This window comes from Fibrobacter succinogenes (assembly GCF_902779965.1).
Taxonomy (GTDB): domain Bacteria; phylum Fibrobacterota; class Fibrobacteria; order Fibrobacterales; family Fibrobacteraceae; genus Fibrobacter; species Fibrobacter succinogenes_F.
The window spans coordinates 38,812-63,636 of sequence record NZ_CACZDK010000001.1 but is presented as its reverse complement, the minus strand read 5'-3'; the positions used below and the strand labels follow the sequence as shown (position 1 = coordinate 63,636).

28 protein-coding genes and 1 pseudogene are annotated in these 24,825 nt (G+C 45.9%); 8 read left to right on the top strand and 21 right to left on the bottom strand.

All coding sequences use genetic code 11. The annotated features are described in order from the left end of the window. Positions 1 to 2 precede the first annotated feature (2 nt). Positions 3 to 1,016 carry a T9SS type A sorting domain-containing protein gene (locus tag HUF13_RS00320; protein ID WP_173473276.1) on the top strand — a complete coding sequence of 338 codons (1,014 nt, stop codon included), beginning with the start codon at positions 3 to 5 and terminating at the stop codon, positions 1,014 to 1,016. Between the two features lie 143 nt (positions 1,017 to 1,159). Here HUF13_RS00320 and mdh read toward each other — a convergent pair whose 3' ends face one another. The 7 genes from mdh to HUF13_RS00285 form a co-directional block, all read right to left on the bottom strand. Next, the gene (mdh, locus tag HUF13_RS00315; RefSeq protein WP_173473275.1) at positions 1,160 to 2,101 is read right to left on the bottom strand and encodes a malate dehydrogenase; all 942 of its coding nucleotides are present in this window, start codon (positions 2,099 to 2,101) and stop codon (positions 1,160 to 1,162) included. Positions 2,102 to 2,266: 165 nt separating this feature from the next. Continuing rightward, positions 2,267 to 3,019, bottom strand: coding sequence for a hydroxymethylpyrimidine/phosphomethylpyrimidine kinase (locus HUF13_RS00310; RefSeq protein ID WP_173473274.1), 753 nt, complete (start codon positions 3,017 to 3,019; stop codon positions 2,267 to 2,269). A 91-nt stretch (positions 3,020 to 3,110) separates the two neighbouring features. After that, entirely contained in the window at positions 3,111 to 4,394 is a 1,284-nt protein-coding gene (locus HUF13_RS00305) for an MgtC/SapB family protein (protein ID WP_173473273.1), read from the bottom strand. A 243-nt stretch (positions 4,395 to 4,637) separates the two neighbouring features. Then, the gene (locus tag HUF13_RS00300) at positions 4,638 to 6,338 is read right to left on the bottom strand and encodes a GGDEF domain-containing protein (protein ID WP_304038660.1); all 1,701 of its coding nucleotides are present in this window, start codon (positions 6,336 to 6,338) and stop codon (positions 4,638 to 4,640) included. Between the two features lie 35 nt (positions 6,339 to 6,373). Further along, a complete protein-coding gene (locus tag HUF13_RS00295) occupies positions 6,374 to 6,865 on the bottom strand; it encodes a dihydrofolate reductase (RefSeq protein WP_173473272.1) in 492 nt (163 codons plus the stop codon). A 166-nt stretch (positions 6,866 to 7,031) separates the two neighbouring features. Further along, entirely contained in the window at positions 7,032 to 7,493 is a 462-nt protein-coding gene (locus HUF13_RS00290; protein ID WP_173473271.1) for a 23S rRNA (pseudouridine(1915)-N(3))-methyltransferase RlmH, read from the bottom strand. A gap of 146 nt (positions 7,494 to 7,639) precedes the next feature. Beyond that, a complete protein-coding gene (locus HUF13_RS00285; RefSeq protein WP_173473270.1) occupies positions 7,640 to 8,368 on the bottom strand; it encodes a metallophosphoesterase in 729 nt (242 codons plus the stop codon). A gap of 69 nt (positions 8,369 to 8,437) precedes the next feature. On the opposite strand from HUF13_RS00285, the gene HUF13_RS00280 reads away from it, so the two are divergent. Next, entirely contained in the window at positions 8,438 to 9,067 is a 630-nt protein-coding gene (locus tag HUF13_RS00280; protein ID WP_173473269.1) for a peptidylprolyl isomerase, read from the top strand. Then, positions 9,067 to 9,756: a ribose-5-phosphate isomerase RpiA gene (gene rpiA, locus HUF13_RS00275; protein WP_290922233.1), complete on the top strand. Its 690-nt coding sequence runs from the start codon at positions 9,067 to 9,069 to the stop codon at positions 9,754 to 9,756. The genes HUF13_RS00280 and rpiA overlap by 1 nt, the downstream gene beginning before the upstream one ends. Before the next feature lie 115 nt (positions 9,757 to 9,871). On the opposite strand, the gene HUF13_RS00270 is transcribed toward rpiA, so the two are convergent. Beyond that, the gene (locus tag HUF13_RS00270; RefSeq protein WP_173473268.1) at positions 9,872 to 10,525 is read right to left on the bottom strand and encodes a hypothetical protein; all 654 of its coding nucleotides are present in this window, start codon (positions 10,523 to 10,525) and stop codon (positions 9,872 to 9,874) included. Next, entirely contained in the window at positions 10,518 to 11,273 is a 756-nt protein-coding gene (locus HUF13_RS00265; RefSeq protein ID WP_173473267.1) for an HD domain-containing protein, read from the bottom strand. Before HUF13_RS00265 ends, HUF13_RS00270 begins: the two co-directional genes overlap by 8 nt. Positions 11,274 to 11,528: 255 nt before the next feature. Between HUF13_RS00265 and HUF13_RS17520 the strand changes: the two are divergent. Next, positions 11,529 to 11,614 (top strand): annotated as a pseudogene (locus HUF13_RS17520) (type II toxin-antitoxin system YoeB family toxin); the annotation flags it as partial. Positions 11,615 to 11,723: 109 nt separating this feature from the next. On the opposite strand, the gene HUF13_RS00260 reads toward HUF13_RS17520, so the two are convergent. Both HUF13_RS00260 and HUF13_RS00255 read right to left on the bottom strand, forming a co-directional pair. After that, positions 11,724 to 12,353: a hypothetical protein gene (locus HUF13_RS00260; RefSeq protein WP_173473266.1), complete on the bottom strand. Its 630-nt coding sequence runs from the start codon at positions 12,351 to 12,353 to the stop codon at positions 11,724 to 11,726. A gap of 271 nt (positions 12,354 to 12,624) precedes the next feature. Further along, positions 12,625 to 12,843, bottom strand: coding sequence for a hypothetical protein (locus HUF13_RS00255; RefSeq protein WP_173473265.1), 219 nt, complete (start codon positions 12,841 to 12,843; stop codon positions 12,625 to 12,627). Between the two features lie 46 nt (positions 12,844 to 12,889). Between HUF13_RS00255 and HUF13_RS00250 the strand changes: the two genes are divergently transcribed. Both HUF13_RS00250 and HUF13_RS17195 read left to right on the top strand, forming a co-directional pair. Further along, positions 12,890 to 13,240, top strand: a complete 351-nt coding sequence (locus HUF13_RS00250; protein ID WP_173473264.1) for a hypothetical protein — start codon at positions 12,890 to 12,892, stop codon at positions 13,238 to 13,240. 78 nt (positions 13,241 to 13,318) lie between these two features. Continuing rightward, positions 13,319 to 16,033, top strand: a complete 2,715-nt coding sequence (locus tag HUF13_RS17195) for a U32 family peptidase (protein WP_304038659.1) — start codon at positions 13,319 to 13,321, stop codon at positions 16,031 to 16,033. Positions 16,034 to 16,049: 16 nt separating this feature from the next. On the opposite strand, the gene HUF13_RS00235 is transcribed toward HUF13_RS17195, so the two are convergent. The 8 genes from HUF13_RS00235 to HUF13_RS00200 form a co-directional block, all read right to left on the bottom strand. Next, the gene (locus HUF13_RS00235) at positions 16,050 to 17,054 is read right to left on the bottom strand and encodes a hypothetical protein (protein ID WP_173473263.1); all 1,005 of its coding nucleotides are present in this window, start codon (positions 17,052 to 17,054) and stop codon (positions 16,050 to 16,052) included. 382 nt (positions 17,055 to 17,436) lie between these two features. Then, entirely contained in the window at positions 17,437 to 17,622 is a 186-nt protein-coding gene (locus HUF13_RS00230) for a hypothetical protein (protein WP_173356204.1), read from the bottom strand. Between the two features lie 45 nt (positions 17,623 to 17,667). Next, positions 17,668 to 18,432, bottom strand: a complete 765-nt coding sequence (locus tag HUF13_RS00225; RefSeq protein ID WP_173473262.1) for a hypothetical protein — start codon at positions 18,430 to 18,432, stop codon at positions 17,668 to 17,670. Then, on the bottom strand, positions 18,432 to 18,584 hold the full coding sequence (locus HUF13_RS00220) for a hypothetical protein (RefSeq protein ID WP_173473261.1): 153 nt from the start codon (positions 18,582 to 18,584) through the stop codon (positions 18,432 to 18,434). Before HUF13_RS00220 ends, HUF13_RS00225 begins: the two co-directional genes overlap by 1 nt. Next, positions 18,577 to 19,269, bottom strand: coding sequence for a hypothetical protein (locus HUF13_RS00215; RefSeq protein ID WP_173473260.1), 693 nt, complete (start codon positions 19,267 to 19,269; stop codon positions 18,577 to 18,579). The genes HUF13_RS00220 and HUF13_RS00215 overlap by 8 nt, the downstream gene beginning before the upstream one ends. A gap of 14 nt (positions 19,270 to 19,283) precedes the next feature. After that, positions 19,284 to 19,805: a hypothetical protein gene (locus HUF13_RS00210; RefSeq protein WP_173473259.1), complete on the bottom strand. Its 522-nt coding sequence runs from the start codon at positions 19,803 to 19,805 to the stop codon at positions 19,284 to 19,286. Positions 19,806 to 19,836: 31 nt separating this feature from the next. Beyond that, the gene (locus tag HUF13_RS00205) at positions 19,837 to 20,307 is read right to left on the bottom strand and encodes a DUF4304 domain-containing protein (RefSeq protein WP_173473258.1); all 471 of its coding nucleotides are present in this window, start codon (positions 20,305 to 20,307) and stop codon (positions 19,837 to 19,839) included. 70 nt (positions 20,308 to 20,377) lie between these two features. Continuing rightward, positions 20,378 to 20,881, bottom strand: a complete 504-nt coding sequence (locus HUF13_RS00200) for a hypothetical protein (RefSeq protein ID WP_173473257.1) — start codon at positions 20,879 to 20,881, stop codon at positions 20,378 to 20,380. Positions 20,882 to 21,151: 270 nt separating this feature from the next. Between HUF13_RS00200 and HUF13_RS00195 the strand changes: the two genes are divergently transcribed. Both HUF13_RS00195 and HUF13_RS00190 read left to right on the top strand, forming a co-directional pair. Next, the gene (locus HUF13_RS00195) at positions 21,152 to 21,355 is read left to right on the top strand and encodes a type II toxin-antitoxin system Phd/YefM family antitoxin (RefSeq protein ID WP_173473256.1); all 204 of its coding nucleotides are present in this window, start codon (positions 21,152 to 21,154) and stop codon (positions 21,353 to 21,355) included. A 234-nt stretch (positions 21,356 to 21,589) separates the two neighbouring features. Next, a complete protein-coding gene (locus tag HUF13_RS00190; RefSeq protein WP_173473255.1) occupies positions 21,590 to 22,765 on the top strand; it encodes an ATP-binding protein in 1,176 nt (391 codons plus the stop codon). A gap of 151 nt (positions 22,766 to 22,916) precedes the next feature. Here HUF13_RS00190 and HUF13_RS00185 read toward each other — a convergent pair whose 3' ends face one another. Further along, entirely contained in the window at positions 22,917 to 23,984 is a 1,068-nt protein-coding gene (locus tag HUF13_RS00185) for a lipopolysaccharide assembly protein LapB (protein WP_304038658.1), read from the bottom strand. Positions 23,985 to 24,123: 139 nt separating this feature from the next. Beyond that, a complete protein-coding gene (locus HUF13_RS00180; protein ID WP_173473254.1) occupies positions 24,124 to 24,765 on the bottom strand; it encodes an energy transducer TonB in 642 nt (213 codons plus the stop codon). Positions 24,766 to 24,825: the final 60 nt, after the last annotated feature.

The window sequence follows — 24,825 nt, the reverse complement described above, 5'->3', positions numbered from 1 at the left end:
TCATGAACAAGCAAATCGTTTTATCCATCGCTCTTTGTACAGCATCATCAACGGCATTTGCCGCAGGAACTTTCGAAACTTGGAATGGGGCCGATGAAAACGCGGAACAACACATTCAAACAGGACTTGGCAATACAACACAAACAGAAGGTTATTGGTATTCTTTCGGCGATGATTGGTATTATCATGGTGAATCCAAAGTCGTCTATCCTTTAGATCCCTGTCTTGATTACCCCTATTGCTATTCAGAATTTTACGACGAACTTTTCAACTACTGCAAAGGTTATTGCGGGACAGCCTCTTTAAACAGAGGAAGCGCAACAATCACCCCATTCGCAGGAGTCGGTTTCAATGTGGTCGGCGAAACTTCGACAACAAACACGACACCAGCCGCAGGCGATGCGTCTGCTTGGGGCGGGCTCTGCGTGACCTACATTTCCAACGTGGACATACAACTCGAACTCGGGCTTGGCGATGCCATCGATACCACAATGAATTACGCGCTCCCCGCGGTAACACTTCCTGCCGCAAAAGCTTCGAACATTCTATCGCCAAACGGAAAAGACGGCAACAAGGTCGTTGTTTCATGGTCTGACTTTAAACAGCCTTCATGGTACGATGGCGCCGTTAAATTTGACGGAGAAACAGCAGCAAAGCAACTTGTCGGAGTGCATTTCAAAATTCAGGCAGAACCCGGCGATTACGAATTCAACATTTGCGCCGTTGGGCCGAAAGACGGCTCATGCCCAGAAAAATGCGGCATTTCCAGTGCAGGAATCAAGGTTGCTCGCGGGACTTCTGCGGTCAAGGCCATTTTGAACGGGCGCATGCTCGGATTCTCAGGAATCAAAACCTCCGCAACCGTCGAAGTGATGAATTCTCTTGGGCAAGTCGTGATGAAAGGCGCCATTAACAACGCTACAACGCTTAACCTTGCAGCACTCAAAGCCGGAATTTACATGGTGCGAGTGAACGGGAAAAACGTGAATTTTGCGAAGAAAATCGTGCTGAGGTAAAGCAATAGAATGGAGATGCCCGGTCAAGCCGGGCATGACAGTAACGGGCTCAACAAAAGCATAACAAAAACGCCCACGGGTTTACTACCCGCGGGCTGTTTTGTTAAGAAGGTGATTCCCGGTCTAGCCGGGAATGACAATTCTTAGGTGTGTGCGTCAACCCATTCAGCGTTCTTCTTGCAAGCTTCGACAGACTTGTCGAAAGCAGCCTTTTCTTCGGCGCTCATCTTGACTTCGAGAATCTTTTCGACACCGTTTGCACCAACGACAACCGGCACGCCGCAGTAGAGGCCCTTCACGCCGTATTCGCCATTGAGCATGGCTGCGCAAGAAAACACGTTTTTCTTGTCGAGGAGGTAAGCTTCAGCCATGTGGATAGCAGAAGTTGCCGGGCTGTAGAATGCAGAACCGCGACCGAGGAGGTTCACGATTTCGCCACCTGCACCAGCGGTACGCTTGGCGAGTTCAGCAAACTTTTCCTTGCTCATGAGCTGAGAAACCGGAATACCGCCGACAGAGACGCATTCCATGATGGAAACCATCGTGTCGCCGTGGCCGCCCATAACGAGAGCCTTGACGTCTTCGACGGAAACGCCGAGTTCGTCAGCGACGAAGCAAGCGAGACGAGCAGAGTCGAGCACGCCAGCCATACCGATAACCTTGTTAGCCGGGAGGCCAGACTGCTTCTGCATGTTATAGACCATGGCGTCGAGCGGGTTCGTAATAACAATCACGAATGCATCCGGAGCGTTTTCCTTGATAGCTTCGGCAACGGTCTTAATAACACCGCAGTTCTTGTCGAGGAGGTCGTCACGGCTCATGCCCGGCATACGCGGGAAACCGGCGGTAACGATAACAACGTCAGCACCCTTAATAGCGGAGTAATCGGTAGAACCCTGAAGATCAACGGACGAGTTGATGACGGAACGGCCTTCCATGATATCGAGAGCCTTACCCTTCGGCATGCCCTGAGTCATCGGAATGTCGATAAGCACGACGTCGCCGAGGTTCTTCTGGGCGAGCACGAGAGCCATTGTACCACCAATTTGACCAGCACCAACAAGTGCAATCTTCTTTCTAGCCATGATTAACCTTCCTTTTAAGGTATTTAAAATTTTACGCATCAAATATAGAACATTTTCTGTAAACAGACAATGATAAAATTACCCCATAAAAGCGAAAAACGCAAAAAATAAGCAAGGTTCAACCTTCTCATTTAATTAGCCAAACGGGAAAACTAATTTTAATCGCTACAAATCATTGGCAAGGCGCCCTTCCCCACTTTGCAAAAGTTCAGTGAGGTAATCCTTCGCGATTTGGCATGATTCCGGCAGCGTATGCCCAAGCGCAAGGTTCGCCAAAATCGCAGACGACAGGTGGCAACCTGTGCCGTGTTTTCCGCCCCCCGACAAACGCGGGCTTGCAAACTTGTACTGTATTCCATCCCTATCCCAAAGCAAATCAACGGCTTCCGGGCCCTTGGAATGTCCACCCTTCAAAAGCAAGGCAAAATCTTTCCCGAGTTCAAACGTTCCACGGGACGCCGCAAGTCCGAGCCCCAAGAATCCGAATTCATCTTGATTTGGCGTCACCAAATCAATCTGCTTCATCACAGGCATAAACTTATTCTGTTCAGCGGCGCGTAAAAAATGGAAACCCGCCGAGGCACTTGCAATCGGATCCCAAACGATATACGCGTCCGGAGATTTTTCACGAATAAATTCTACAATTCGTTTAAGGACTTTTGCTTTTTCGACAAGCCCAATCTTTACATACTTGAAAGTGCGTTTTTTGAACAATGTTTCCAGTTGAGCTTCGATACGGTCCCATATAACCCAACCGGGAGCCACAAATTCATCTTCGTTCTGTTGCGTAAGCGCCGTGCAGACGGATTCGCAATAAACGCCAAAATGAGCCATCGCCTTGACATCGGCCAAAATTCCAGCACCTGCAGAGCCGTCGAATCCCGCAACCGTCAATGCAAAATTCATCTTTTCCAACATGATACACCCATTAAAAAATTATCCCATTTCAAATTATATAAACGGGAACAAAGAGGGATAATCGTCACAAAAAAATATGACTGAAACAAGCCTACACCACCGAATAAAACCCAATCATGACTACAGTCACGCCGCTAATGAGCGCAACCGCCGGAATAATCGGGCGTCGCATCGCTTTAGCCCCAAGAAAATAAACGATTCCGCCCTTAGTTATTGTATTTGCAAGGCTCGCAAACAGGAGCGCCAAAATCAAGCTTTGATTTTCAAGAGCGGCCTTTCGGCACATATCAATAAGCGAGAACGCCACGGCATCCATTTCAGCAGCACCGCCCAAAAAGCTACACGCGATAAGAGCGCCCGAACCTAAATACACGCGAGCCGCATTCGCCAAAAACATCACGACCGTGAATACCAAGCCGAACTTGACCGCCGGCAAGAGCTTAAACGGATTGTTAAAATCAGTCGTTTTTTGCAGATGATTTTTGGACTCGCGAATTTTCAGATACAGGGCATACCCAAGCCCGGGCACAACGGGAACAATCAATGGCGCCAAAAGGGGCATCGCAAGCGAAGGCACCAAGAACACGCAAATCAAATAGAGTCGCACATACATCACAGACCAGCTAAGCACAATGCCGAGCGTAAAATCGGCCGCATACTGCTCATTATCGCGACTGCGCCCCACAAGATTCAGCGTCAGTGCGGTGCTGCTAGCAAGCCCGCCTAAAAGGCCCGTAAGCCAAATGCCCTTGCCCGGCCCAACAACCTTAATAAGCACATAGCCCACAAAGCCTATACCCGAAATAAAAACCACAAAAAGCCAAATCGTATGCGGGTTCAGCACTTCTAGCCCAGGGGGGCCAAAAGCGTGATTCGGCAAGAACGGCAAAATCAATAAAGAAATCACCGCAAACTTGACCGTTGCCATGATATCTTCGGACGAAAGCTTTTTTGCAAATTCATGGAGTTGCCGCTTGACCGCCAACAACCACAGCAGAACAATCATGAGAATGCACGCTTCCAAAAGGCGATTGAACCAGCAAAGCGCGCCAAGGAAATAAATCATGATGAGAGCCGTACTCGTCGTAACACCCGCAGGCCCGCCATTTTCGCGATTCGAAAGTCCGTACGCCACATGGCTTGCCACAAGCAAAAGCCCAACTACTACAAGCCCCGTTACAAAGGGAACAATCGAATCCATAAATTCGCCCAAATAGCACGACAAGGCGCCACAAAGGCTCACAATCGAAAACGAACAAAGACCCGCTGGATGCCGAGAATTATTACGGGAATAAGAATTTTCACGCTGCATACCGATAATAAAGCCGATACCCAGCGCCGCCGCCAACTTATAAAAGATATTGAACTCAATCATAGTCCAAAATCTAATCAAAAAAATGTGCGAAAGAAAAGTTTTGTAGAACTTAGTTGGCAGAACTTTTTGTAGAACTTAGTTGGCCCTTCGGCAAGCTCAGGGACCTTAAAGGTTGGTGAGCCTGTCGAACCAAAGATCTAAGTTCTAAGAGCGAAGCGGTCTAAGTTCTAAATTAAAACTGTATGGATCCCCACACTTTGTTCGAGGATGACTACGCCATTTTCTAGTAACTAGTAACTTCCCCTACGCCATTCGCTGCTGCTTGGAGGCGAGTTTCATGGCGTACATATTTGCATCGGCCATGCGGTAAACATCCATAGCCGTGACCGCATCACCACAACGGCGAACCGAGTAACCGTAAGCCACATTCAGCGTAACAGGAATCGGCAACTTGGCATCTTTCTCCAAAGCCACCATTTTCTTTAGCGCGTTATTCAGATCCGAGAGATGTTCGGTGCGAATAATCGCCACAAATTCATCACCACCCATACGGATAGTCGTACCAACACCATCGAACGCTTCCTTGAACACTTCGGCAAAAGAGCACAAGAGCTTATCGCCAGCAGAATGTCCAAATGTGTCGTTCACATACTTAAGTCCATTCACATCGATACTCACGATAGCATAATCGCTATCATCATGATTCAAGATTTCGAAAATGCGTTCGCACTTAGCACGGTTGTAAATGCCTGTCAAAGCATCCCTATACGCAATCTGGCGGAGAACTTCCTTTTCGGTCTTGTCCATCAATTCTCCGTACATGTAAACGAGGTAGCCCACCATCAATAGCACAATGAACAGGAGCGTTCCCACAGGCAAGCACGTTGCATCCAGGAACGACTTTTCCAAACCGAACAAGTTCTGCACATTATAACGGAACAGATCCGCAATACCAAACAAGACGAAAACAACAGTTCCAGACGTAAGAATTTTTTCTTGCAACCCCGCTCCACGCTCATAGAATACACGGAAAAATACCATGAACAAGAAGGAGAGCAAAATATAGAGATGATAAACTAACAGGAATGCCGGATAATGCGCAACATTAGTCACATGCAAAATGGTGGTCACGACAAAGAACAACACTCCAAAGACGACAATACCTTTTAGAACATTCAGCTTCCACTTAGCGATCTTTCCGGAACGCATGTTGATAACAAGAAGTCCAAACGGAATTGCCGCCAGATAAAGCGAAACATATTCCAACGTCGTATCCATTGCATAATTGACGGAGAAGACCTGAATACACTTTGCGTAATTAAGCGTCCAAAGCCCCATCAAGCTCGCAAAAAGACCTATCAAAATAAGACGATAATAAGCCCTTTCAAAACCAACGGCACAGCAGCCTGTTATAAAGGCAATCATCCCAAAGAAAATCAGGAAAATACCAATGGTAAGGGAATCGAAATTCTTGGCAAAATAATCCGTCATGCTATTAGAGCGTAAAAGTTCAATAGACGTGACCGACTTTGCGGCTGCACTTTCGGTAACAACAGTCACCACACGGATTTTATGATTATCAATGAACTCCGGCATGTTCACAAGATGGATGCCGCTACCGACAAGCTTTCCCTCTTTAAAACGCTCGAAGCCATAACGATAATAGCAAACACTATCGACATAGACAGCCACAGCAACATGATAAGCATGAAAACGAAGCGTCGTCGGCAAAGGAATGGAATCATTCTTCATGTCGCGCTCGTAGATAATGGTATCACCCGGTTTTATATTCGACGGGACTCGGAAATCCGATACATGCTCTAAAGCCGAGAGATGAACATCAGAAAAAGATATAGACCAACCGTCGTTAAGCTTGATGACGTTGTCAGACAAGCTATGACGGCAGGCGCCATTAAAACTAATGACAAATAAAGCTACGATTACAGTGGCAAACACTGCAATCAACAGTTTTAAAAGTCTCTTACCATTCCTCAATAACATCATTCTTAATAATAAGTAATTCTAAAGACGATAGAATCTTATTTTTTTCGTATCCATACTTCGAAAATCGTTGCAAAATCATTCTTTTCATCAGCCGGAAACGCTTCTTCGCTCACTTTTTGAAAGGATCCCCCCCACTCCGGGAAATAAACATCGCCATCCACATGCGACAAGACTCTCGTCAAATAAAGCTTTTCGACAAGCGGCATCGCCTCGCGGTAAACCGCCGCCCCGCCGATGATAAAGCATTCCGTTTCGCCGGCAGCACGAGCGGACTCAATAGCCCCGTCGAGCGACGAGCAGACAACGCAGCCCGGTGCCTGAAAGTCCTTGTTACGGGTCAGCACGTAGTTCGTACGGTTCGGGAGCGGACGGCCGATATCTTCGTAATTCTTGCGACCGAGAACAACCGCATGCCCCGTGGTAATCGCCTTGAAGCGCTTAAGGTCCTGAGAAAGGTGCCACGGCAAGTGCCCGTCGCGCCCGATAACATTGTTTTCAGATACAGCTACAATCGCGGATATGAGCATATTAGTTATTAGTTGGCAGAACTTAGACAGCTTCGCTCGCAGAGCTTAGAAAGACAAGCAAAGTTCTAAGTTCTAAGTTCTAAGTTCTAAGTTCTAAGTTCTGAATCATTCTATTTACTAACCACTGCATACTAACCACTTCCTACTGTCTACCGCCTACTTCCTACTACCTATGATGATACGGGTGGTTTTGCATGACCATCTGGACGCGGTAGAGTTGCTCGGCCGTAATCATCCTAGCATGGTCGTGAGTGAAAGTCAACGGAGAAAGGCTCAAAAGCAAGTCGGCGGACTTTTTCAAGTTCTCATCGATGCCGTAAGCCGAGCCAATCAAGAACACAATATTTCCGGGGAAACGTGCCGAGAGTGTATCGGCAAGCTTGACCGTATCCATGAGTTTGCCTTCTTCGGAGAGAATCACGCGCTTAAATTCGTTGCGCGGGAATTTTTTCTCGAACAGAGCGGCTTCTTGAGCGAGCGCCTGGGCATGGTCGTCGAGCTTGGATTCCTTTAGCTCCACCACTTCGAGCGGCATAGCAGAACCGCGCAAACGCTTCACATACTTATCAACCTCTTCCGCAATTAACGGAGAGCCCGCACGACCAAAAACAGCTAGAATCCATTTCATAGAGCTATGAGGTCGGGCCTACGGCCCTTTGAGGTATGAGCTATGAGCAAACGTAAATTAAACATCTAATCCCTACTTAAATTTTCAAAGCAAACTTTTATGAGCGATCCCATTCCTCAAAGAGAGCCCGTGCTCATACCCCATAGCTATCTCCCTACCGATAGTCGGTCGATGAGGAACGAGGGCAATCCTTGCTTTTTCATGCGGCTTTGCGTCTCGCGGATATCGTATTCCACGCGGATGAGTCGCACGCACTTGGTCTCGGTATCGAGCAGGCACCAGCAGGCACGCGGGTCGCGGTCACGAGGTTGCCCCACACTGCCGACATTCACTAGCAAGCGCTCCGTATTTGCAATCACGTACTCGTACTCGTCGAGAATCTTCGGAATTGCCAAAGGACGGCTCGCAATGATGACCGGGCTATGCGTATGGCCCACAAAGCAATAACGCTCCGAGAAATGGTCAAAGGCGTTCAGCGCATCTTCGAGGTCGGTCACGTAGACCCAATCCGCCGGAGACAACGGCGACGCATGCACAAAACAAATATCATTCTCTTCGTGAATGTACGGGAGCGAACGGATATACGCAACAGACTCCTTGGACAGATGCTTTTGCGTCCATTCAATCGCCTGTTTTGCATAAGGATTGAACCCCTCGCTCGATTCATTCTTGACCGCCACGCTATCGTGGTTCCCGATCAAGCAAAAATCCATGTTTTCACGAACTAAGTCGACACATTCATCTGTATCGACACCATAACCCACAATATCCCCAAGGCACACCTTCCGTTCCACGCCGTTATCCCGCATTGACTCCAAAACAGCCTTAAATGCGGTGGCATTGGAATGGATATCAGAACAAATACCGTAAAGCATACTTGCAATTTAGAAAAACAAAAATATATAAGTGGCGAAATTGGTAAAAGTTACTAAATTTGGGCACGTATGGTAGTCATCCAAGACAAAATGAAGGTGAGCATCGCCTACACCCTCAGAGAAGGCAAAAGGATTCTTGAAGAAGTCCCCGCCTCACAGCCGTTCGTGTACATCCACGGATACAACAACATCATTCCCGGGCTCGAAGACGCATTGAACGGACGCCGCTTGGGAGAAAAGTTCACCGTAAACATACCCGCTAATTTGGGTTATGGAGAATACCGCAAGGACCTCATCCTCACAGTGCCCAAGGAAGAACTGCGCGAAGTTGGCGAGCTTTGGCTCGGCATGGAACTCGAAATGTTCCAGGACAACGACATGCGCGAATTCCAGCTGCCGGACACCGCTGAAGAATTTGTAGACGACTTGAACCTGGATGGCGATGATGACCAGTGCGACGGCATTTACACCATCAAGGAAATTCTCGAAGACACCGTGATTGTGGACGGGAACCACCCGTTTGCGGGCAAGGATTTGACATTTAACGTCGAAGTCATAGACATCGTAGACGCAAGCTTTACCGAACAGGAATCCGGATTCCCGGACGAAGACGATTACGACGGCTACGATAACTACGACAGTTACGACAATCGCATGGGCGACGACAATTTTGATTCAAACGAAAGGAGATGGCGCTAATGGCATCGATGGATGAACTCAAGAAGGCTGCAGGCGTTCGTGCTGCGGACATGATTAAGGACGGAATGACAGTCGGTCTCGGCACTGGCAGTACGGCGGCACACATGGTGAACCGCCTTGCAGAACGCATCAAGACCGAAGGCATCCACGTGACAGGCGTCTCCACCAGCTGGAGCACAACGCTCCAATGCCGTAGCCTCGGCATCCCGCTCAAGGAAATGGGCGAAGTCAGCCACCTCGACATGGTTATCGACGGCGCCGACGAAATCGACCCGAACCGCAACCTCATCAAGGGCCGCGGTGCAGCACACCTCCTCGAAAAGATTGTCGCTTCCATGACGGACAACTACGTGATTATCGCAGACTCCGGCAAGGCCGTGCAGCAGCTCGGCACCAAGTTCGCCGTACCTCTCGAAATCATTCCGGGTGCAATCGCCGTCGTGACCGAACGCGTGAAAAAGCTCGGTGGCGAAGTCAAAGTTCGCATGGGCGCTCCTGGCAAGGACGGTCCGGTAATCAGCGACAGCGGTAACCTCATCGCCGATGCAAAGTTCCCGCCCATCGCCGATGCAGACAAGCTCGCCCGCGACCTGGAACACATTGTCGGTATTGTCGGCCACGGACTTTTCGTCGGCATGGCAACAAAGGTCATCCTCGCCGACGAAGCCAAGGGACTCATCGAGTTCTAAAAATGCGGCACACCGCTGGTTGAAAAGCCGCGATAGGAACTGCACCGCAATTCGAAACCGCGCAAAGCAAAGCCCCTCCTCTGGTGGGGTTTGTTTTTTTGATATTGGTAATGAACTACTTCACATACAGAATTGTCGGATTGTCCTTGTGGATGTCGAAACGCGGCAAATCAATTTTATTTTCAGAGCAGAACAATTGCCAAAGCTCATCCATTCTTAAAGTATTGAAAGGCTTCGCAATCAGGTGAAATCCGTTTTTCGTCTGGATTTCTACAATATCATTTGCCGACTGGAACGGCTCACACTTTTCGATCATTTCACGAATCGCCTGCTTATACGGAACGAACTCCGCATCCACATCGACAATCCAAGTTTTCGATTTGCCAGCGCCATTTGCACGGCCTGCGGCTCGTGCCACCAAATGAAGCGGCGGAGCAAACGTTTCACCGGAACAAATTTCTTCGGTGATATGCTTGAAGATGACCATCGAAATATCCTTGAACGTCCGCTTGTTCAAGCGAATGTAAGCCCGCACATTAAATACTTCGCAAATCGTCTTGATTTCTTTTTCAACATCGTCAAAATGCTCCAGCGATGAAATAAAGTAATCTTTGATAGAGCGACTATGCATATTACCGTGATACGCAGGGTCTGAAACGCCCCCAATTTTCGGATCGTCACTTTGCCTGCGGAGCAGCTGAACGTAATAGCAATCGCCAGGATTCTCGAACTTGAGCATCGATCGAATAATCTTAAAGTTATCAACCATTGTTACCTCCTATAGAGTTGATGGCGGCACGAATTAAACTTTCTTTGGAGACAACTCCCCCATTGATTTGCATCTTATGGCAAAATGCAAGAGCCTTTTCCAAGCGAAAATCATCCCATTTTTGCGAAGCAAAAACCTCAGCCTCAACAATTGCGGCAGGCATTTCTTTTTCAAGACACTCCGCAACAATCGGGCGTTTCAAAAAATCATCAAAACAATCCCTCGGTTTGCCATCTACGTTCAAAGTCGATTTACAATCGGCACGAGCCAAGCGTTGCAACCGCCAAAACAGAGGATGTTTCACCAACTGCCAAATATTGTATTTGGAATGCATGACCTTTAAATCCAAAGCTTTCATGTGATTGCGAATAATCCAAAGAACCTGCTCTCGGGCTTCTCGGTCAAAGCCCATTTTCACAAGCCAGTCAAAAGCAATGCGGGCCCCTTCAATTTCATGCCCCTGCATATTCTTGCCATCGTTGCGTTCTAGAGCATTTTTCTTCCCCACATCGTGAAGCAACGCTGCCAACACATCTATCCAATCGTGTTCTTCTGCAACGACATTTTGGATTACAAGTTTCGTATGTTCCCAGACATCGCCTTCGCAATGGAAATTCTTATGCTCGCAACCCACCATGTAACGATCAATAAAGTCAAAAAATTCGTCCTTATGCAATTCGATTTCGGCATTTGGATTGGACGAGGAGAGAATCTGCTTGAGTTGAAATTGTGAAAATGTTTTCTGCATAAAGAGCACCTCGTTTAGGACTTTTTCAAATATAGATTCACAGACTGACATATTATGACATTCTATTTTTTCATTTTCACAATGACATAATATGACATTACATTTTATTTTTTTTAAAAGATGAAAGAAACTTTTGTATTCAAAAACGTTTTAACAATAAATCAAGGAAATCACAAATGAATAAGAAACAGAAGACCCCAAACGAGAAAGAAAAATGATAACAATCGAACATGAACTCATTGAGGTTGACGACTAATGAAGAAAATTTGGTCCGATAAAGCTTGGGAAGACTACCTCTACTGGCAAACCCAGGACAAAAAAAAACGCTCAAAAGAATCAATGGCGAATTTATCGACATTCTTTCTTGCAATGGCCATTACGAAAACTCACAAAAAAAATTCCCAATCCATTTGGACTGGGAATTTTTTGCAAAAGCAATATTCGTGAGAATTAAGCTTCTTCGGAAAGTTCCGGAGCCTTCTTGATCACGTTGCGGCGGCCATAGCGGACCTTGGACGGATCAAAAACGGTTTCGGCGGCAGCTTCAGCCGGGGCTTCAGCAACCGGAGCGACCGGGGCAGCTTCGACAGCCGGAGCAGCCGGAGTTTCAACCGGAATACGCGGAGCGAGCGGGCGACGAGCTTCGGCGACCGGGGCTTCAGCAGCCGGTGCGGCCGGAGCTGCAGCCTGTTCGACAGCAGCAGTAGCTTCAACGTTAGCTTCACGATGCGGGCGTTCCGGACGGCGTTCGCGGCGCGGGCCACGTTCCGGACGCTGATGTTGTTCGTTGCGTTCGCGATTTGCAGGAGCCTGAGCAGCAGCCTGCTGGTTGCGATTGTCCTTATTGTTGTTAGCCGGACGTTCCTTGTTCTGACGATTTTCCTTGTTGTTGCGTTCACCGCGTTGAGCCATTTCCTGTGCGCTGATCGGGCGACGAGCGGACGGCTTCAAGTTCATGTCCGGGGTGAGCTTCTTGAAAATCGGGGTACGAAGCATGGTAAGGAGTTTGTTCACCTTAGTCAGGATAACAATGCACAAAATCACTGCAACAAGTGAAAGTGCGAGAGCGATGTATTCCATTCGGGCACCTCATAAAGTAAGGGTTGAACCACACGTGCAGGCTGGAAAATAACCTGCATGCGGGGTGATTGGAATTTTGGGTTAACTAAAGACCATCTTACTAGCGCCTCCTCGGAGACTTGACGGTCGCGGGGGCTTCACGTCGGAAGCAGAATTGGTTTTCGCCTTGGCGACAAACCGGGGCCAATCACGGACGCAAATTTAGAAAAAAATTCAATGTTCAAGAGCACAAAATTGACATAAATGTGTCAAAATTGAAAGAATTTTGCACTTATTTCATGTCAAGTGACTTGAGGGAATGATCCACAGCCTTGTTGTGGGCGTTCAATGAATCCAAAGTAGCCTTGAGAACTTGGACTTGGCGTGCCAGACGGGAGTTTTCTTCGGTAAGTGTTGCAATTTTATACTCAGCATCTTGGTTAGAGCAACCAGCAAAACCCAACATGGAAATGCAAACTAAAGACGACAAAACAACGATTTTCTTGAACATATCCCAAAATTAGAATTATTTTTTGCAAAGACTTATCGAGGTTTTTATGCAACACGGACAGAAATGGTTGAAATTCAAAAAAGACGGCTATTGCGGTTCCGTTTCGATTCGAACCTCTTCGGGAATTAAATTCGATAGCGATCCTGAATACAACGACAAACATATCCACGATGCCGTTCTTGAAATGGATCCAGAATATACCTACGTCAAAGTTATCCACGAGGGGTTCAAGGGGGCTTTAAAGTCCGTTGCCTCCATTGCGCTCGGAAGCGATGCGGCGCAAAATCAAGACACGCTCGACAACGCCATTTTAGAAGGGCTCGCCCACCAGCGTATTTTCCGTGAAGCTAATTCCGGCGCCATCGTGCAATTCGGCTACAATTTAGAAGAAGTGTAATAAACATTTCTTAATGAATAAAAGCGTCGGCATGACGTACTTTTTTAAAGTCACCCAATAAATTCTATTTTTGGGCACATGAACAATCCTGAACTTCTTTTGCCTGTCGGTACGCGCGACATGCTGGAATCCGCCATCAACAACGGGGCGGACGCGGTTTACTATGGTGTGCCCCACTGGAACGCTCGCGGTCGAACCGAAGATTTTTCATTTGAAGATGTCGAAGAAATGATCCGCTACGCAAGGCTTCGCGGCGTAAAGACGTACCTTGCAATGAACATCCTCATCTTCGAGCGTGAAATTCAGGAGTTGCCGGAATTTTTGGAACGCCTAATTGCATTAAAGCCGGACGCGTTCATCATCCAGGACATCGGGCTTGCAAGGCTCATCAAGGCCATCAGTCCAGAACAGGAAATCCATGCGAGTACGCAAATGACGCTCGCGAGTTCCGAAGCCGTGAACTTGGTCAAGGACATCGGATTTTCAAGAGCGGTCTTGGCTCGCGAACTTTCCGCAAAGCAGATTGCGCAAATCAAGAGCCTCACCGACCTGGAACTGGAAGTTTTCATCCACGGGGCGCTTTGCGTTTCGTATTCGGGCCAGTGCCTCACCAGCGAAAACTTTGGCGGGCGCTCGGCAAACCGCGGGCAGTGCGCCCAAAGCTGCCGCCTCCCCTACCGCATTTTTGTGGACGGCAAGGAATGGAAAGACCCGAAGGCGCGTTACTTGTTCAGCACGCGAGACCTGTGTGCGCTCCCAAAGCTTGAAGAACTCAGGGAAATCGGCGTGGAATCGCTCAAGGTCGAAGGACGTTTAAAAAGCCCGGAATACGTGGCCGCCGTTTCGCACGCCTACCGCAAGGCGCTGGAAAAAAATCGCCTAACTGCGCAGGACTTGGAACCGCTTGAAGTTTTGTTCTCGCGCGGACTCAACACAGGCTGGCTCGATGGCGTGAACCACCAGGAACTCGTCGATGGATCGTTCTCGAACCACCACGGTGAATTTATCGGAACCGTCGTTCAAGTAGACCGCAACGGCGTGATTGTAGAACTTGAAGACAAGCCTGTTCCATGCACTTTATTGCCGGGCGACGGGATTTTATTTGAGGAATATAAGGCAGAGCCCGAGCCGCGTCAAACGGGAAGCCGACTGTACAAGTCAACATTCGCCCGAAATTCGTACAGCGAGAGTGCCGCGATGCAAAATTCGAGACATTCCGCAAAATCGGAAATGTTTTCGCATAATTCGAGATGCGCCGGGAACGCAAGGGAAAATGCGCGCGGAAACAACATGCGCTCCGAGACGTCCGCAAAATGGCAAGTCCGTCTGGAATTCGGTCGAGAATTCAACTTGCGCAAAGTCACCTACGGCATGAAGGCGTACCGCAACGACTCCCCCGCTCTCGAAAAAGAACTCCACAAGACTTTTACCGACAAGAGTTTCGCCAAGCACATTCCCGTGTGCATGACACTCGAAGGGAAAATCGGCGAACCGCTCAAGCTCACGATTACAGCACAAGCAACATCAAGCAACGTCATTGCGAGCGAAGCGAAGCAATCTCCAAGCGACAATAGCGCGGTCACCGTCGAAGGCGCCATTCTCGAAGCCTCACGCAACGAAGTCGCTCCCGACGCACTCCAAGCCATCGCCAAGAAAGAACTTTCCGCGCTTTCAGCAACAGCGTATGTTCTCGACAAGCTCGAAATCAAGTTGCCTGCAAACGCATTCCTCCCCGGCAAAGTTTTGCGTACGCTCCGCCAAGAAGCCGTACAAGCATTTGACGAAAAACGCTTGCAGTGGAAAGAGCTTGCACCTTCTGCAGAAAACGGCCGCGCATTTCTACACAGCACCGTTAAAATCGCGAGCAAATCCAACAGCGACAACGCCGCAATCGCAACAGAAAACCGCGCGACACCCCGCCGCATGAACATCACTGTTCTCGTTCGCCGTCCCGAACAAATCAACGCTTTGCAAGGCCTCGACATCGACAAGGTCGTCATGGATTTTGACTGGGGCGTTAAATACGATGAACCGCTCGAACGCATCCACAAGCTCGGATTCGAAGCCGGCATCGCCACACTCCGCATCCACAAGCCCGGCGAGAACCATTACATCAAACAAATTCTCACGCTCATGCCGGAATTTGCACTCGTGCGTAACCTCGGTTCGCTCGCGCTCCTCAAGGATTCCGGAATCCCGATGGTCGGCGACTATAGCCTGAACGCCACCAACAGTGCCACATACGATTGGCTTTTGGCTCAAGGCCTCGAAAAATTGCATCCGTCGTGGGACCTCAACAGCACTCAACTTTTCGATTTGCTCAAGGACATCGATGGAAGCAAGCTCGAACTTGCGCTGCACCAGTACATGCCAGCGTTCCATTCAGAATACTGTGCCTTCGCACGTGCCCTCACGACTGGTCGTCGCTTCCCCGAATGCAAAAAGATTTGTACACAACATAAAGTCGAAATTCTCGACCACAAAGGCGAACGCCACTTCTTGCAATCCGATGCCGAATGCCGCAACACGCTTTTCGTTGGCAAGCCGCAATCCGCCCTCAAGCTATTGCCAAGGCTCATCGCCCAAAACGTAAGCAGCTACCGTCTGGAACTCTTGGACGAAGAACCCGAATCTGTCCGCCGCAAAATCGACATTTACACGCAAGCCATCCGTGGCAAGCTCGACATCGACACAGCCATTTCAAAGGCCGGCGTCGAAGAAAAGTACGGACTCTCCGAAGGCCAGCTGTTCAACCAAAGCGTCTGGCAAGACCGCAAAAAAGGGTGTGATTAATTATGGTTACGCCCTATTAGAATGGTTCGCACAAAGGAACACCCACATTGCATTTTTTGCCTTCCGCGTAATCGTAGCGGACCTGGTTGTACTCGCCATTCACCCTAAGGCAACTTTTGCTGTCAACAACTTGTATGTTCAACGAGCCATTTGAAGCAAGTTCAAAGAAGCTGCTATCTTGGAAAGATACTCTAATAGCTGATGAGGAAATGCTTGTTTGACGGTGCGGAAGTCTCATAATCATATTGTCACTACATTTTTCAAATATATCCAAGGCCATGTGATAACGAATTATTTTTTTGAATGACCGTCTAGACAACGATAGCTCAAAAACATCGTTGTCTCCAACAATAAACAGTTCCCCCGCAAAACTACCCATGACAGGATTTATAATCACTCCGTATTCCATCATTTTTTTAGTTCTATTTTTGTCACTCAACTGTTTAAATACATCGCCTTCTTTTTCTATATAATCCTTTTCCGTCCGGTAAACGGCAAAGTCATTATAGAAATCTACAATGCTATCCAGCTCATACAAACTAGAATCCGACATCTTGACAAAAAACAGCAATTCAGGATAATTTGAACGATACAGGAGAGCGTGATACCCATCGTCGAAAAGTTCTGCGTAGGTGACGGTCGTGTCCCTGCTTTTGAATGCTTCGGTAATTTTACCACACCATGTATTAACGTTCAATTTATCGAAGCCACTACATATTTGAGCGGCACCATTCGAAAAAGTAATATACGGCAATGAGTCGTGGCCGATATAGTAATAGTAGTTTTTATTGTCTTGACCATATATCCACCAGTCACCGGAGCCCTCGTTCATCTGGTTCACATCAAATTGGAAGATATTCGATTCTTTTGGAATGATGTAATTAGGCTCAATCAAGAGCATCCAACAGTTTAAAAGAGCATTCGAGAAGGCCATCAACAGCACGACAAGACACAACGGCACAAGCAGAAAAAGGATTCTGATCCACTTCCGTTGGGTTGGGTAAGTTTCTTTTTCATTCATAATCAACCATGATAATATGGGAGTACGTAAAACATTCTTGCCAGCGTGACTACAATCCAAAACATATACACGATTTTAGTCGCCATTTTCTTGGAGATGCCAATTTTCGCGAATTTCAAACTTATCAAAGAGATTCCCAATAGAATTGTACTTAAAAAACACGACACAAAAATAAAGCAGGCACAATCGTCATCAGGCTGCAACGAGAGACCATCAGGAGGACCCCAATCATACGGGCGCAGTGGAATAAGCAGCGCAAGAAACGTGAGAACAAAGGAACCCAAAAAGGAGACCACAGCAGGGGCGCCGAGAAAAATCTTTATGACTGCCGACTTATTCATTTTTTTATCACACAATTACAATCAATCCGTTAATCCTAAATTTAATATTTTAATCCAAGTCCTTCAATAATCGAACGTTTTAAAGTTTCGTCTGTAATTTCGACTTTATCAAGAATATTTTTCAATCCATCAACATTTTTTGTCCGGACAAATTCATCGAATTCGCACATTAAACCGCTTAGATACAGTCGTTCATTTACCGTCATACCTTTATATTTTTCAATCATACCATCCTCCGCTTATCTTTTTGATTAATAACATATATCACTCGTTCATATCAACAATCCCATTTTCTTGCAGACACGGCGGGCGTAGCGAATGTTCGAAGGGTCAACGTTCCATATAATATATCCATCAACGGATGAATCTATTTTACCCATCCGTTCATCTTCTTTGATTTTATTAATCAGAGAGTCTTGGACATGGGCGGAATTCAAAATATTGACTGTATAGACATCCTTCAAGAAACCTTCACAAACTTTTTTAGAGTCGCCGGTTTGCCAAGCAGAGCTTCCTCGCGATGTATTCCAGATACATTTGCTCTGATAACTTCTGGCTTCACAAACATAACCGTAATCAGCAATAAACGTATTCTTCAAATAATTGACGAATTTTGGAATTTCAGAGTCTTCAAAGCGAATAGTTAAACGATTGTAAGTAGAAGGGGCCCCGTTGAAGATGTCTATCAGTGGATTCCATGGATCATTAGGATTTTCTATCCAAGCACCGACCATTGATTTTAAATTGGCTTTCGAAATAGATTTTGCAGCAAATCTTTTATATCCATAGTATATCTTGGTATGGCAGTGATATCGATGAGGTTTTAACGCAATTGTTGGATATGAACAAATCTCATTAAATAAATCAATTGAAATTTCAAAGGACTTGTCAAAATTTTTCAATATTAGATATTTGCTTCTTTTACTGAACAACCGTTCGATAATCCAATCAAAGCAAATCCATTTTATCAACAAGATTACCCCAATGATGATTCTAAAGGGGTTTTTATTTGCTTCCTTCTTTGCTTTTTTCTTCATCAGGATTCCCCTTCCCCATTTTGCATATCAAAAACATCCGCCGCAACAAAGCCATTCGATTTCAAGAACAGGAACAGCAAAAAGCACATCGTTATCGAAACGATTGAAAAAATAACATTCGACAAATTGGCTGTTTTAAACAGGTTAATCATTTGTTAACACCCTCTTTCTGAACAGCCTATAAAGAACACCCCCTACCGCAGCATCTATTCCTGTTAGAACAAAAAAGTGCAAGAAAAGAATTTTCGAATCGGCATAACAAACAACCCACCAAATCAATAACCCCAACCCCACGAAGAAAAATAGAGACGCCCTGTAGTCCACTTTTTTTATTCCGTTCTTAATTCCAAGAAAACAAAGGCCCATGGCGATAGCAAAAAAAGCCATGGCAAAAAAGTAAAATCCTGGATTCTCTAAAAAAGGCGTCGCAAATCCGTGAAGTTTTACACGAAACGAATCTATTTCTGTAACATTCCTATTTCCGACTTCATAGTTTTTCTCAGGGAAAAAAGAAAAAGCACCCTTGAATAAAGATATATAGCATTTATCATTTTCCGGGCAAAAAGCCAACACATCGCGCCCCTCATCCGTTTCATATGAAAAAGAACATTGCTTTCCTTCAACAAAGCAGACCCTTAATTTAGCCGGCCCTCCCTCAAAAATATCATCTCGATTTTCGCGATCGAATTTTACATGTTTTGACCGATCCCAATGGTAATAAAAATTGCCACTAGATATTCCGAACACAAGATAAACGAAAAACGGATAAAACAGGCCGAAAAAAGCTACCGCCGAGAGAAACCCGAGAATTATTCTTATGGGAGCAGATTTTAGCATGTAGACCTTAAGAATTAAACATTATTCAAAATCCAATATAATATTCTGTGTTTTTTTTTCAGTTTTCGATACTTTTTGGCGAGTTGTCTAAATCTTTCTCTGTATTCGGGATCCATTTTATTATGCGGAATTTCTTTGTTGATGAATATTATAAGGTCTAGAAAATTTGATATGAACAAAAAAGAACACCAATTGCGATACGTTGGTTGACCCTTAAAAGCGTCAATTTCATAAAAGGGGAAAACGAACCAAACATTAATATATGCGTAATCTTCCCATGGAATAATACGTTTTTTGGGAAGAAAATTTATCATGTATCCAAAAGTTAAACCTCGCTGAAGCCCTTCCTTTGTAACAACAAAATATTGACATGCCAAAAATAAGAAAAGCGCAATAAATGCAAGAATTGCCAGATAAGGAAAAATTCCATTTTCCGTTTGCAAATATGCAAAGCCATCGCTAAATATAATCCAGTACAAGCCACCAAGGCCCAGCAGTCGCCACACAAGGCGAGGTCTCATAATCACATAATCCATAAGTTTAGACCTTCATCAAAAAATTCCGTATTTAGAAATATAACCTATTCCGCTCGGAAATTTTTTCAAGTTCACTTTTTACCGCAGGAAACAAAAACAGTTCTCCCTGTTCCGCCAATAACATAATACCTTTTACAGTTGAAGCCTGTTGAATAAATCCGCTTAAAAATTCATCAATAAACTTTTTCAAATATTCGATTCGTTCATTATCAGGTAAATCGGAGCCCAAATCAAAAATTTGATCGTAATCTTTGGGCGCGCGTCGAAAGACATCCCCCACATCGTTGACAACCATTTCTCGAGAAAGCTGGTAATTCTTTCCAAAGACGCCTTGAATATATAGCTTGATGTTTAAATATACCTGAGAAGAATAATTTGATTTTTGGAATGAAAGAACGATAATGACTTCTTCAGTCTCTTTTACAAAGCCCCCAAATTTCGTTTCGAGCCCTATGCTTTTTGTTATTTCTGCGAACGTTCGTTTAAGGACTTTCAAATTCATCTGTTCATTTCCTGTTTAGACCAGTTTCAATAAAAACCGCCATATTCGTGATGGATTACTCCACAAAATTCTAATTCTTGCAAAAATCCTCAAGTTTAATTTCAATATTTCCACCCAACCTACGATATTCACTGTAAAAATCTAATGCAATTTTACAATTATTTTTTGAAGAATATGTCTGAAGATAACCTAAAGCCAAATAATAATATGCTTCTGGATATATGGATTCATAAGGAATCAATAAATTTTGCGGAAACAGGATCCAATTTTTTGAACCACCTCCTATTATTCCATTTTCAAGAGACAACTGATATAATAGTATGTTGATGTAAAACTCAAAATCGCCTAAATTCACATTGGAATCCAGATAATTAGTCAAAGCATCTAAAACATCCTTGCCATTGTCCTTAGCCATCAATTTTTTGAATCCATTTTCCATAACATAAACATGTGCCGATTTACAATTATTTAAGCGGAGAGCCGTATTCGGATAAATCGAAATAATTAATGCTTCGACAAAGCACTGGATATCCGTTTTTTGAACTTGAAGAGAATCGATCTTATTTTCCGCCACACTCGATAAATTTATCGAAGGCGTCTGTATTTTATTTTTTTGAAGAATCGAGGTTTGTCAGTTGGCCCAAAAGAAAGCCAAGCATCAAGGCAACCATAAAAACTATGACAAAGACTATTACATTTTTTTTGGAGAACGTTTTATATTCAGCGTTTTTCATTTGGAGTTGTCCTTGTTCAATAAACCTTGTTCATAAATATAACCTATTCCGCGGAAAAACCGCTTTCAAAACATTTTCTTAAAATCATTCTAGAAATTTTACTTAAAATTTTGCATTTTGAGAAAGGAGGTTCCTTATGCCCTGTATTCCTGACCAAGAACGGTCGGGGACGCTATGTCGTTATCGACATCAAGGAATACGAGCGTATGGTTGCGGCACTCAAACTCCAGAAGGCTCTCGCCGATGGCGAGCGCTCCGCCGAGCAGGGAGGCTGGCTTTCCGCAGCCGACGTGCGGAAGAAATACGAGGTTTAAAAGCCTTCGGTTGTATTTTCGCCAAAGGCTTCCGAGGATTTGGACGAAATCATGGCTTATATTGAATCCGAACTCAACAGCCCTAAAGCAGCGAACAGGAAAATTCTTGAAATCTGTTTATGACGAAAAAATATACAGTTTCAGTCAAAACGCGGTTTCCATTCCGCATTTTTTACAAAAAGTGTTGTTTTTATTCCGCATTTTTCTTATTTTTAGGGGAAAGGAGCCCGCAATATGGAAGCACTTTTCGAAATATACACGAACCGCCTAGCGAGAGTTGACACGAGATTCGTCCGCTATCTTCACGATAAAATCAAGTGGAGTTCCAGGTTGATTGTCATTACGGGATCAAGGGGAGTCGGCAAGACAACTTTGTTGCTTCAGCATATCAAGTTGACAAAAACGGAATCAGATTCGCTCTATTTGAGTGCCGACAGTATTTACTTTACGAACAACACGCTGTACGATGTTGCTTCTAAATTCCACAAGCTGAATGGAAAGTACCTTTATATAGACGAGGTCCACAAGTACAAGAACTGGTCCACAGAAGTCAAGATGATGTACGACAACTTGCCCGATTTGCATATTGTTGTGACTGGTTCATCTGTTCTAGATATCACGAAGGGGACAGAGGCCGACTTAAGCCGGCGTGCCCTTATTTATAACTTGGAAGGGATGTCTTTTCGTGAGTATCTGAACTTTACGCTTGGAACAAACATAAAGCCTGTTCCGTTGTCAAAAATTGTTTCCAATTCGTATGCCCTGCCCGCCGACATCTCGCATCCGATTCCGTTGTGGATGAATTATCTCAAGATGGGCTATTATCCATTTTTTAGAGAAGACGATTTCTATACGCGTTTGGATAATGTAGTGAATCAAACTCTGGAAGTCGATATTCCCACATACGCAAACATGAACGTAGCGACTTCTGTAAAGTTGAAAAGGCTTCTTTTCATCATAGCCCGCAGCGTCCCATTTAAACCGAATTTTTCAGAAATCGGCCGGGCCATTGACACCGATCGTGGTACTGTAGCAGATTATTTTGTTTATATGGAAAAGGCGGGGCTGATTTCTAGATTGCGCCATGCCAATGACAAAATGGTTCTTTTGGAAAAGGTGGACAAGATTTATTTATCAAACCCGACACTTTGTTTTGCTCAATCGGGAGAGAGGCCCGATGTCGGTAATTTGCGTGAAACGGCTTTCTATTCGTTGATGCGAGTGAACAATAGGGTGGCATCTTCGCCTATATCGGATTTTTTAATAGACGGCATGACCTTTGAGGTTGGTGGCAAGAACAAGAAGCGCAAGCAGATTGAATCTGTTGAGAAAGGCTATGTTGTAAAGGATGATATCGAACACGGATTCCTCAACACCATTCCGCTATGGGCATTTGGGTTGAATTACTGAGGACTTAGATACAATCCAATCAAATTTCGCAAAATGTGAAATTTATCGTATCAAAAAAAATGTCTCTGGATCCTTCCCCTTACAGGGTCAGGACGACAATGCGAGAGAAATATGGTGATCACGGCACAAGGCCGGGAAGACAATGTTGGAGTTACTTCTTATCGCGGATGCGGGCGTAGAGGGCTTCGGCTTTTTCGGTATCGCCGGCGTTCGAGAATATGTGGCCGACGTTTTCAGCACCGATGCGGCCTTGAGAATTACCGGCACGCCATGCCTTCATGTAGCATTCGAAAGCTTCGTCGTAGCGTTTTTGCGTAAAGTAAATTTGTCCTAAATCAAGGTTCAAATCAGCGATGCCTTTCTTGTGGCGGAGTCCTTCTTCCAGCGTGAAAATCGCCATCCACGGGGATTCATTCTTGACGTACATCTGTGCAAGATAGCGGCGAGCCGAGACATTTTCGGGATCCATCATGATGCCGTTTTCCATTTCGTTCAAGGCAAGTCGCGTGGAATCCATGCTGCGGTAGTAATACGAAAGCGTGTAATGCACATCGGCGCCAGCAGTCGCTGTCATCTGGAGCGCATTCTTGAGCGTCTTCACCGCATATTCGTAATCGCCAAGCTTTTCATAGACTTCGGCAAGGCCGTACCAAGCATCCATGCGGTCCGGGTTTAGCGCCAGCGCACGTTCAAAATGCTTTTGCGCAAGCGTCCAGTCGCTTCCCTTCATATAACATTCCGCAAGGGCAAAATGGATGTGGTCCGTTTCCGTCCCGAGTTCAATAGCACGGTTGTAGGCAGCAATGGCATCACCCGGAGATTCAGCAAGATAATAGAGGTCGCCGAGAAGCATCCAAGCCTTCACGAAATCCGGGAGCAGTTCGACAGTACGCTTGTACGCCACCATCGCGACTTCTTTTTTGCCAAGCTGCACAAGGGCATTGCCCAAGTTGAACCACGCAAACGGTTCATAGCGTCCATCGTCAATTGCGGCTCGATAATACTTCACCGATTCCTTGTAACGCCCTTGGTCGTAAAGTTCGTTCGCCTTGAAGAAGAAATCGTCAGCAGCATGCAACGGGAGTGCAAGAAAAAAGAGCAGTAGGAAGTAGACTGTAGGAAGTCGGAAGCGTTTCTTTGCAAAAGGAACAGGAGATTCCCGATCAAGTCGGGAATGACAGTCTCTTAAAGACGTTCCTTTCTGAGATAAACATTTCATCACCGCATTCGCGTCGGCCAAGGATGGGGAGGGTGCAGGGAGGGGCCCGTGCGGCCTTCGCAACTCCGAGCTGGGGCCCCGCCCGCATTTAAGCAGAACCAACAGCGTTCTAAAAAAAGATCCAAATTTGTAATTAAAATTACTTAACAAAACGGAACTCCTTTGTAGCTTTCTGCGCTACTGGGAAGCCGCGTAACTGCGCCGGTGAGAACTTCCACTGGCGAATAGCCTTGAGCGCTTCGATATCAAAGCCATAGCCAGCCGGGTCCTGCGTCAGCACCTGAGCCTGAGCCACATCGCCGTTCACATCAATCACAATAAATACTTTCACGTAACCCGAGACGCCCATTTTCTTGGCACGTTCCGGGAATTTCGGCTGGATTTCACGGAGCACTTGAGCCTGTTCATCCACTTCGCCAGCTTCGTAAATTACGTTTTCCATCGAGCCTGCATCTACGGCAACGCCATCGCCAGCGGCACCGCGAGCCAGTGACAAGTCCATTTGGAAATTCTGGCTACGGGAAACACCCATGTGCGCCGAGACCTTGAACGGATTCGGGTTCGTCACCGTGCGGATAACCTTCTGCTTGACTTCTTGCTTCTTTTCGCTCACCAACACTTCGACTTCGGTTACCGTTTCCAAAGGCTTTTCCGTCTTGACGCCCTTGTCAAAAAACAACACATTGATGACCGGAATTGCAAGGAAGAATACCGCGCCCACGACAAACGAGAGCACGAACGCCACCGGAAAACGGAAATATTTAGCACAAAAATCAAGCATAAGCAGTAGGAAGTTAGAAGTCGGAAGTAGGAAGTTAGACTCACTGTCTACTGCCTACCG

What these genes read in the sequence shown, in the direction of transcription:
- HUF13_RS00285 (WP_173473270.1), bottom strand. Translation starts at nt 8,368, where the DNA reads ATGCTTTACGGTATTTGTTCTGATATCCATTCCAATGCCACCGCATTT.
- HUF13_RS00260 (WP_173473266.1), bottom strand. Translation starts at nt 12,353, where the DNA reads ATGGAATACATCGCTCTCGCACTTTCACTTGTTGCAGTGATTTTGTGC.
- HUF13_RS00205 (WP_173473258.1), bottom strand. Translation starts at nt 20,307, where the DNA reads ATGAATTTGAAAGTCCTTAAACGAACGTTCGCAGAAATAACAAAAAGC.
- HUF13_RS00265 (WP_173473267.1), bottom strand. Translation starts at nt 11,273, where the DNA reads ATGCAGAAAACATTTTCACAATTTCAACTCAAGCAGATTCTCTCCTCG.
- HUF13_RS17195 (WP_304038659.1), top strand. Translation starts at nt 13,319, where the DNA reads ATGAACAATCCTGAACTTCTTTTGCCTGTCGGTACGCGCGACATGCTG.
- HUF13_RS00280 (WP_173473269.1), top strand. Translation starts at nt 8,438, where the DNA reads ATGGTAGTCATCCAAGACAAAATGAAGGTGAGCATCGCCTACACCCTC.
- HUF13_RS00235 (WP_173473263.1), bottom strand. Translation starts at nt 17,054, where the DNA reads ATGAATGAAAAAGAAACTTACCCAACCCAACGGAAGTGGATCAGAATC.
- HUF13_RS00190 (WP_173473255.1), top strand. Translation starts at nt 21,590, where the DNA reads ATGGAAGCACTTTTCGAAATATACACGAACCGCCTAGCGAGAGTTGAC.
- HUF13_RS00220 (WP_173473261.1), bottom strand. Translation starts at nt 18,584, where the DNA reads ATGATTAACCTGTTTAAAACAGCCAATTTGTCGAATGTTATTTTTTCA.
- HUF13_RS00250 (WP_173473264.1), top strand. Translation starts at nt 12,890, where the DNA reads ATGCAACACGGACAGAAATGGTTGAAATTCAAAAAAGACGGCTATTGC.
- HUF13_RS00270 (WP_173473268.1), bottom strand. Translation starts at nt 10,525, where the DNA reads ATGGTTGATAACTTTAAGATTATTCGATCGATGCTCAAGTTCGAGAAT.
- HUF13_RS00255 (WP_173473265.1), bottom strand. Translation starts at nt 12,843, where the DNA reads ATGTTCAAGAAAATCGTTGTTTTGTCGTCTTTAGTTTGCATTTCCATG.
- HUF13_RS00210 (WP_173473259.1), bottom strand. Translation starts at nt 19,805, where the DNA reads ATGGATTATGTGATTATGAGACCTCGCCTTGTGTGGCGACTGCTGGGC.
- HUF13_RS00300 (WP_304038660.1), bottom strand. Translation starts at nt 6,338, where the DNA reads ATGATGTTATTGAGGAATGGTAAGAGACTTTTAAAACTGTTGATTGCA.
- HUF13_RS00230 (WP_173356204.1), bottom strand. Translation starts at nt 17,622, where the DNA reads ATGATTGAAAAATATAAAGGTATGACGGTAAATGAACGACTGTATCTA.
- rpiA (WP_290922233.1), top strand. Translation starts at nt 9,067, where the DNA reads ATGGCATCGATGGATGAACTCAAGAAGGCTGCAGGCGTTCGTGCTGCG.
- mdh (WP_173473275.1), bottom strand. Translation starts at nt 2,101, where the DNA reads ATGGCTAGAAAGAAGATTGCACTTGTTGGTGCTGGTCAAATTGGTGGT.
- HUF13_RS00215 (WP_173473260.1), bottom strand. Translation starts at nt 19,269, where the DNA reads ATGCTAAAATCTGCTCCCATAAGAATAATTCTCGGGTTTCTCTCGGCG.
- HUF13_RS00290 (WP_173473271.1), bottom strand. Translation starts at nt 7,493, where the DNA reads ATGAAATGGATTCTAGCTGTTTTTGGTCGTGCGGGCTCTCCGTTAATT.
- HUF13_RS00225 (WP_173473262.1), bottom strand. Translation starts at nt 18,432, where the DNA reads ATGAAGAAAAAAGCAAAGAAGGAAGCAAATAAAAACCCCTTTAGAATC.
- HUF13_RS00320 (WP_173473276.1), top strand. Translation starts at nt 3, where the DNA reads ATGAACAAGCAAATCGTTTTATCCATCGCTCTTTGTACAGCATCATCA.
- HUF13_RS00180 (WP_173473254.1), bottom strand. Translation starts at nt 24,765, where the DNA reads ATGCTTGATTTTTGTGCTAAATATTTCCGTTTTCCGGTGGCGTTCGTG.
- HUF13_RS00295 (WP_173473272.1), bottom strand. Translation starts at nt 6,865, where the DNA reads ATGCTCATATCCGCGATTGTAGCTGTATCTGAAAACAATGTTATCGGG.
- HUF13_RS00185 (WP_304038658.1), bottom strand. Translation starts at nt 23,984, where the DNA reads ATGAAATGTTTATCTCAGAAAGGAACGTCTTTAAGAGACTGTCATTCC.
- HUF13_RS00310 (WP_173473274.1), bottom strand. Translation starts at nt 3,019, where the DNA reads ATGTTGGAAAAGATGAATTTTGCATTGACGGTTGCGGGATTCGACGGC.
- HUF13_RS00305 (WP_173473273.1), bottom strand. Translation starts at nt 4,394, where the DNA reads ATGATTGAGTTCAATATCTTTTATAAGTTGGCGGCGGCGCTGGGTATC.